At 70.4% G+C, this 6,012-nt stretch carries 8 protein-coding genes; 6 read left to right on the top strand and 2 right to left on the bottom strand.

Translation table 11 applies throughout. The features are described 5' to 3' along the window. Window positions 1-526 precede the first annotated feature (526 nt). Together IE277_RS46030 and IE277_RS48675 are read right to left on the bottom strand one after the other, a co-directional pair. Window positions 527-1,102, bottom strand: coding sequence for an HD domain-containing protein (locus IE277_RS46030; protein ID WP_189960028.1), 576 nt, complete (start codon window positions 1,100-1,102; stop codon window positions 527-529). A gap of 14 nt (window positions 1,103-1,116) precedes the next feature. Further along, window positions 1,117-1,713 (bottom strand): hypothetical protein, encoded by a 597-nt coding sequence (locus tag IE277_RS48675; protein WP_229882581.1) that lies wholly within the window; start codon window positions 1,711-1,713, stop codon window positions 1,117-1,119. Between the two features lie 119 nt (window positions 1,714-1,832). Between IE277_RS48675 and IE277_RS48670 the strand changes: the two genes are divergently transcribed. From IE277_RS48670 to IE277_RS46000, 6 genes are all read left to right on the top strand, one after another. Continuing rightward, complete coding sequence (locus IE277_RS48670) at window positions 1,833-2,081, top strand: hypothetical protein (protein ID WP_229882580.1); 249 nt, start codon at window positions 1,833-1,835, stop codon at window positions 2,079-2,081. Window positions 2,082-2,450: 369 nt separating this feature from the next. Beyond that, entirely contained in the window at window positions 2,451-2,777 is a 327-nt protein-coding gene (locus IE277_RS46020) for a restriction endonuclease (RefSeq protein ID WP_308433491.1), read from the top strand. Then, a complete protein-coding gene (locus tag IE277_RS46015) occupies window positions 2,774-2,995 on the top strand; it encodes a hypothetical protein (protein ID WP_189960027.1) in 222 nt (73 codons plus the stop codon). The genes IE277_RS46020 and IE277_RS46015 overlap by 4 nt, the downstream gene beginning before the upstream one ends. A gap of 207 nt (window positions 2,996-3,202) precedes the next feature. Beyond that, window positions 3,203-4,423 (top strand): phosphotransferase, encoded by a 1,221-nt coding sequence (locus tag IE277_RS46010; protein WP_229882579.1) that lies wholly within the window; start codon window positions 3,203-3,205, stop codon window positions 4,421-4,423. Continuing rightward, a complete protein-coding gene (locus tag IE277_RS46005; protein ID WP_189960026.1) occupies window positions 4,420-5,313 on the top strand; it encodes a lactate/malate family dehydrogenase in 894 nt (297 codons plus the stop codon). The genes IE277_RS46010 and IE277_RS46005 overlap by 4 nt, the downstream gene beginning before the upstream one ends. A gap of 23 nt (window positions 5,314-5,336) precedes the next feature. Beyond that, a complete protein-coding gene (locus tag IE277_RS46000) occupies window positions 5,337-5,756 on the top strand; it encodes a hypothetical protein (RefSeq protein WP_229882578.1) in 420 nt (139 codons plus the stop codon). The last annotated feature ends 256 nt before the right edge of the window (window positions 5,757-6,012 follow it).

Below are 6,012 nucleotides of genomic sequence, written 5' to 3'. Positions count from 1 at the left end.
TACCCTGCGATCACTCCAAAGAGTGACCAAACGGCCAGGCCCGACGATAAGGAACAAGCTTACGGTCGGGATAGCCGCCTGGCTCGCGCTCGGGCTTGGGTACGCGCTCCAGCTCGGGATCACGGTCGGGCTTGGACTCGGATTCTTGGTTGGTAGTGCGGGTGCGCGGTACCTGGTGTTGCTGCTGTGTACGCGCCGTTGGTGGTCCGATCAGTGGCTGCCGTGGCGGTCGGGGAGGTTTCTGAACTGGTGTTGCCAGGCGGGCCTGATGCGGACAGCTGGCTTCGCCTATCAGTTCCGCCATCGAGAACTTCAAGATTTCCTCGCCCGTACCGCCCCGCGACCCCACACGCCCCGCATGTAGAAGGTTCAGACACAGGCTCTGGCCAGCCGTCCCGTTCTTCAGGGGCGGCCATGGGTCGACGGCCTCTGCAGACCTGTTAGCCCTAACAGGGGCAATGATGACTGAGCAGGTACGCGAAGGCCCTCGGCCCAGGCAGTGGACCGAGGGCCTTCTGTGGTCGGGTCAGGAAGACAGGAAGTTCCTCTGCCACTCCAGCGACGGCATCGACAGCGCGGCGTCGGCGAGGGCCTTCGCCGAGGGCGTTTTCAGTGCCGCGAGGCTGGTGTCGATCCAGTTCTGGGTGAGGCTGTAGCCCTGTTCCCGGTACTCGACGGCCTGCACGAGGCACTCCAGCTTGTCGGCGTCGCGGGCGACGATCGCTTCCGGGGTCTCGCCGGCCTCGTACTCGTCGACCGCGCCTTGCACACCCTCCCGGACGGCCGGGTGGGCGTTGGCAACCTGATCAGCGGTCACTTCCTCGTTCGGCGCAGCCTTGATGTACTTCCGGCCGATGTGCGGGATGTCCCCGACACGGGTCTCCTGGCTGTCGTGGAACAGACACATCAGCGCGACCCGGGCCGGGTCAGCGCCTTCCATCATGGCGAGCACCGACCCGATCACACCGACTCGGAAGGAGTGTTCGGCGACGGACTCCGGGGCCTTGTTGCCGGTGAACCACCAGCCGGTCCTGGCGACGCGCTTGAGCACGCCCATCTCGGAGATGAAGCTCGCGGTGCCCCTGGTGGTGTCGTCGGCCATGCGGTCCTCCATCGTCAGCGGTTGTGATCGAAAACGTAGTAGACGTGGGCGAGTTCGCGCCTCGATCTCGCCGAGATGGCTGCACCGTCCAGGAGCTGGGCTGCCCGCTCGCGCAGCGGCCCGGCGACCTGCCCGGCCGCCTGCGGCAGCCACGGGAATGCCGTCAGCAGCGACCACAGCGAATGCGCGTACAGGTCGACGAAGCCGGGCGCCACGTGCAGGCCGCGGGCAAGACCACGCAACAGGGTCACCGGGTCCCAGCCCGCCAAGTCCCTGTCGCGCATGAAACCGTCGTCCGGCTGCGGTACCGCTAGTGCACCAAGCCACAACGCCCAGTAGTTCAGATTCGCCGCCTCGGCGGTGTCGTCGTCGGCCAGAGCGCGGTCGATGAAATTCTGTAACGGCCGGGCGTCACCGAGCCGGGCGAGCGCCGTGGCGGTGGAGCGGGCCTCCGCCCAGTGCGGGGACCAGCCCCGCCGTGCCAGGACGTCACGCCGACGGTGCAGCGTGTGCGCGGTCCACGCAGCCGCATCTGGCCCATGGTCGTACGACGCCAGATACAGCGCCTGCCGGTGCAGCAGGGCCCCCGACTCCCCCCAACGCGGCCGCATGCTCGGTCGTCGCCCTCAAATGATCGAAGAACACCTTCCGTTCGGTAGTCGCCAGCGTCGGTGCAACGGCGACCGGTCCTCGCCGGGGTCTGGGTAACCGCCCGTCGAGCGCAGGCGGCGTGGTGCCGTTCAGCGCCCAGGCCAACATGTGCGCGGTCTCCCGGGTGTGCACCCACACGGCCAGCGGATGGGGCCTGCCGACGTCACTGGCCAGCCCGGCCGCGATGATTCGGTCCGCGTCCATCGCGGCGTCCAGCCACTGCATGAGCGCCGCGTCCGCCCCCAGCGCGGGCAACCGCCGACGCAGGTCCAGCAGCGCTCCGGCCCGCATGTTCGCCAGCGGCCGCCGCCCCGACTCCCAGCCCTGAAGCGTGTCCACGTCCACGCCCAGCGCTTCGGCCAGGGCGGTCTGCGTCATCGGGATGGACTCACGGGTCAGGCGCAGCACAAAGCCGGTGACGGCACCCGCCGATGATCGTCGCGGCCTGCCCATCCGGCTTGCTCCCCGGCCGCCTCATTCACCGAAACCCGTACTCACAGTCAGTCCTACCGCACTCAGCGTCCTCGTACGGTCGCCTTGCGGTCAAGGAAGACGAACGAGACCGCTCCGTCCGCGACCACGCCCACCCAGCGAGGCCCCCGATGACCAGCACGTACACGGTCCTGCACGATCCCGAGGGACGTATCGAAGGCAAACTCCCCTCGACCGCGAGACCCATCAGTGCCTCGTCAAGGCCGTGCTTGCATGGACAGGCGACCCCGGTCTGCAGACGGCGGACTACCAGCAGATCGCTCTCCTGCTGGCCGGAGCCGCCCAGGCGGTGGCCGGCGACGTCCGCCGCGCAGCCGCCCGCCTGCCCGAAGACCACCAGGCCCGCGTACTGGCCGACCTAGTCCTTGAGGAAGCTGATCGGCGGCTGTCGGTCAGTCGGGAGGGCACCGTGCGCCGTGTCCAGAACCGGGCCCGGCTTGTCCGTGCCCTGTACGAGCGCCTGAACCGGCTCACCGAGGTCAAACTGCCCGAGCCTGTCAGCGCCTTGGCGAACGCTGGTGAACCCCGGTGACCGGCCTGCTCCACCGTGATCACCCCTGGATCGGCCGGGACGTCGAGGACACCGTGACCGGCCGTCGTGGAATCTTGCGCGCCATCGCCCCCGACGGCGACAAGCCCCGTCCCGTGGCCTGGCTCCTGCCGCCCGGCGGAGGCACGGAGTGGACTACGGACCCCAAGGCCCTCGCCAACCCCTCCCAGATCACGCCGGACACCCTGCCCGCGTCATGAGTAGCTTGCCGTCATCGCTCCCGCCGCCGACCACTGCCTTGGTGGGCCTGGTGGCAGACCTGGCTCCTCGGCCACCGGTCGCGCTGAACCCCGAAGGCGGGGCGCCTCCCGTAGGAGACACCCCGCACCGTTCGTAGACCGCCGCTGCGTGCTGTGCGATCCGCCCGCGGCCCCGTAGCAGCCACCCATCCCCCGTTGGAGGCGTCCGTGAGCACCACAGCCGTGAGCACCTCGCCCAACAGCCCAACTCCCGCCGCTGACCAGGTCTTCGCCTTCGCAGACCTGGAGATCGGCGCCGCTGCAGCCGAGCAGTGGCCCCATGCCGACGTCGACCTCGGCGACCACGTCCCCAGCGTCACCGGATACGTCCGCCGAATCACTGTGGACGGCCGGGCGCTGTACGCGAAGTATTCGCTGCTCGGGGTGTCGCTGGTGTCCCTGCTGCGGGGCGCCTGCGGCCCGTGGCCCCAGGTACGCGAGGCACAGCGGGAGTACGTGCTGCGCCCGGACGCGCTGATCGAGCGGGAGGCCGCGCAGCTGCGCTTCCTGCTGGACGCCGGTCATCCCCGGGTCTGTCCGGTGGCCGGCGTACGGCGGGGCGTGCTCTTCACGGAACGCGTCGGCGGCGCCAGCCTGGCCCGACTCCTGCTGGAGCGCCCCGCACAGAGCGCTGGCCTGCTGGCCGGGGTCTTCGGCCAGCTCCGTGACCTCCACCACCCGCCCGCCGTAGGGCGGCTCGGTCCGGCCGGGGTCATCGGCGAGCGCAGCATCGCGGGCACCTTCCGGCGGAAGTTCAATGGGCTGTCGGGGCCCGTCTACGTGCAGCGTCTCGGGGCAGACCGGTGCGTGGCCGACGACCGGGAGGAAGTCGTCGCCGTCCTGCGGCAGGTCGTCGTCCGCCTGCACCGGCTGCGCGCCCGCCTCCTTCCGCAGTCCCCTCGCCGGGTGCTGGCGTACGGCGACCTCAAGCCCGAACACGTCCTCTACCCGGACGGGACCGATCAGCCGCCGGTGTTCATCGACCCCGGCCTGCTGCTCGCCGGGACGGCCGTCGACGCGGCGAAGCTGATCAGTCGCACCGTGCTGACGCTGGCCGCGTCCCGGCCGGGCCCGGAGACCGGCAAGCACCTGGTGCACGGCCTCGGCGTCTTCGCCGGGACGCGGATGGACGGCCTGTCGGTCAAGGCCCGCCGCGCGTGGCTGCGGGAATTGCTGGCGCTGTGGCTGATGGACAGCGTCAACATCCTCACCACCTACCTGTCGGCGCCAGCCGAACTGCCGCTGCCCGCCCTGGGCGACGCCCTGGTGGGCCGGGCGGTCGACCTGTGCCGGATGGTCGACCGGATCAGCACCGACCTGGCCGCCGGGGGCGACACCTCGGCCATGTGGGACGGCGCCCTGGGTCACGCACAGGCGGTCGCCGCGTGACGCCGGCAGTGGGCGCCATCGGCGTCATCGGGGCCGGAGCGGTGGGGCAGACTGTGGCCGCGACGCTGGTGGCCTCCGCCCTCCCCGGGCGCCTCCTCGTCGCCTCCCGCCTCCTCGACCAGGCCCACGCCCTCGTCGCCGACCTCGACGACATGCGGCAGGCCACGGGCTCCCCGGTGCGTCCCGAAGCCTGTGCGGTGGCGGGCCTGGCCGACTGCGCGGCCGTCGTCGTCGCCGCGCGGGCCTCCTTCACCAACACGCACGCCTCCGACGTGCGCATGGGCGGCGCTGCGGCCAACGCCCCCGTCGTGGTCGCCCTCGCGACCGCCCTGCGCGGTTACGCCGGGACCGTGCTCGTGGTCACCAACCCGGTCGACCTGATGAGCAGGCTGTTCGCCGAGACCTCCGGCTGCCCGCGGGTGTACGGCATCGGCTCGAACCTGGACTCGGCCCGCTACCGGCTCACCCTCGCGCGCCTGCTCGGCGTTCCGGCGGCGGCCGTGGACGGGCACGTGATCGGCGAACATGGCGAGGCTGCCGTGGTGTGCGCCTCGACCACCACCGTCAACGGCCGTCCCGTCTCCGTCCCCCTTGCGGAGGTACGCGCCGAACTCCGCACGCGCCCCGGCCGGATCAGCCACGGCGTGGGCCGCACCCGCTCCGGACCCGCCGGCGCCGTGCTCTCCGCGCTGCGCAAAGCCCTCGCCCTGGACGACGGCATCGAGGAACTCAGCACCGGCCACGGGGCTGACTGGCACGGAATTCCGTTGCGGTTCACCTCCGGCCGGCCCGTACCGTGCCTGCCCGGCCTCGACGCGGACGAACAGGCGCAACTGACCGCAGCCTCAACCAAACTCCGCACCGCCTACCAGGCGTTACGGACGTCCTGACCCACCGACCGACTGGAGATGACGTGAGTACCCCCACCGCCACCCGGCTGCACGCCGCGGACGCGAGCGTGACCGTCCTGAGCAACACGCCCTTCGTCACGGACTGGACCCGCCGCTACTTCGGGTCCTGGTGGAACGCGTTCGAGGTCCCCGCGAGCAGCGTCTGCGCCGACCCGCTCGTCACGGCCGACATCGACGACAAGACGTACGCCCACTTGCTCACCCTGGTCACTACCTGCCCGCACGACGAAGTCACCTACGCCAAGGCCCGGCTGCTGCTCGCCCGGGACAGCACGGGCACCATCACCGGCGTCTCCCCCGAGGAGGGCCTCGCCTACCGCTCCGAGCAGCTCGGCGGCCACGTCACCATCGCCGGACGCACCTCCCAGGACCTGGCACGCGAACGCGACCCCTGTTCTGGTCAATGGCTTCGAGAACCTTGATCATCGGCGCAGGTCACCGCCGTGCAGGGCTCCGTGATGCGTATTTCCGTCACTCCCAGAGGGACGACTCCTCCAACCCGCCAAGGTTGACGCCGGCTACATCAGCCATCTGTCTTGCCCCTCCGAACATTGAGAAGCGCCTATGACTCTCAGACAGAAATTTGATATGCCAGCTATCCGACCGGTCTCAGCGCCTGCTCGAGCGCGTCGACGGTCACACCGACGATCGCCCGGAGTTGCTCCGGGCTCGACCCGG

The organism is Streptomyces alanosinicus (assembly GCF_014650595.1).
GTDB lineage: Bacteria > Actinomycetota > Actinomycetes > Streptomycetales > Streptomycetaceae > Streptomyces > Streptomyces alanosinicus.
This window is presented reverse-complemented; position numbering and strand designations above follow the sequence as displayed.

Coding starts and splice junctions, on each gene's coding strand:
- IE277_RS46030 (WP_189960028.1), bottom strand. CDS start 1,102: ATGGCCGACGACACCACCAGGGGCACCGCGAGCTTCATCTCCGAGATG.
- IE277_RS48675 (WP_229882581.1), bottom strand. CDS start 1,713: ATGCGGCCGCGTTGGGGGGAGTCGGGGGCCCTGCTGCACCGGCAGGCG.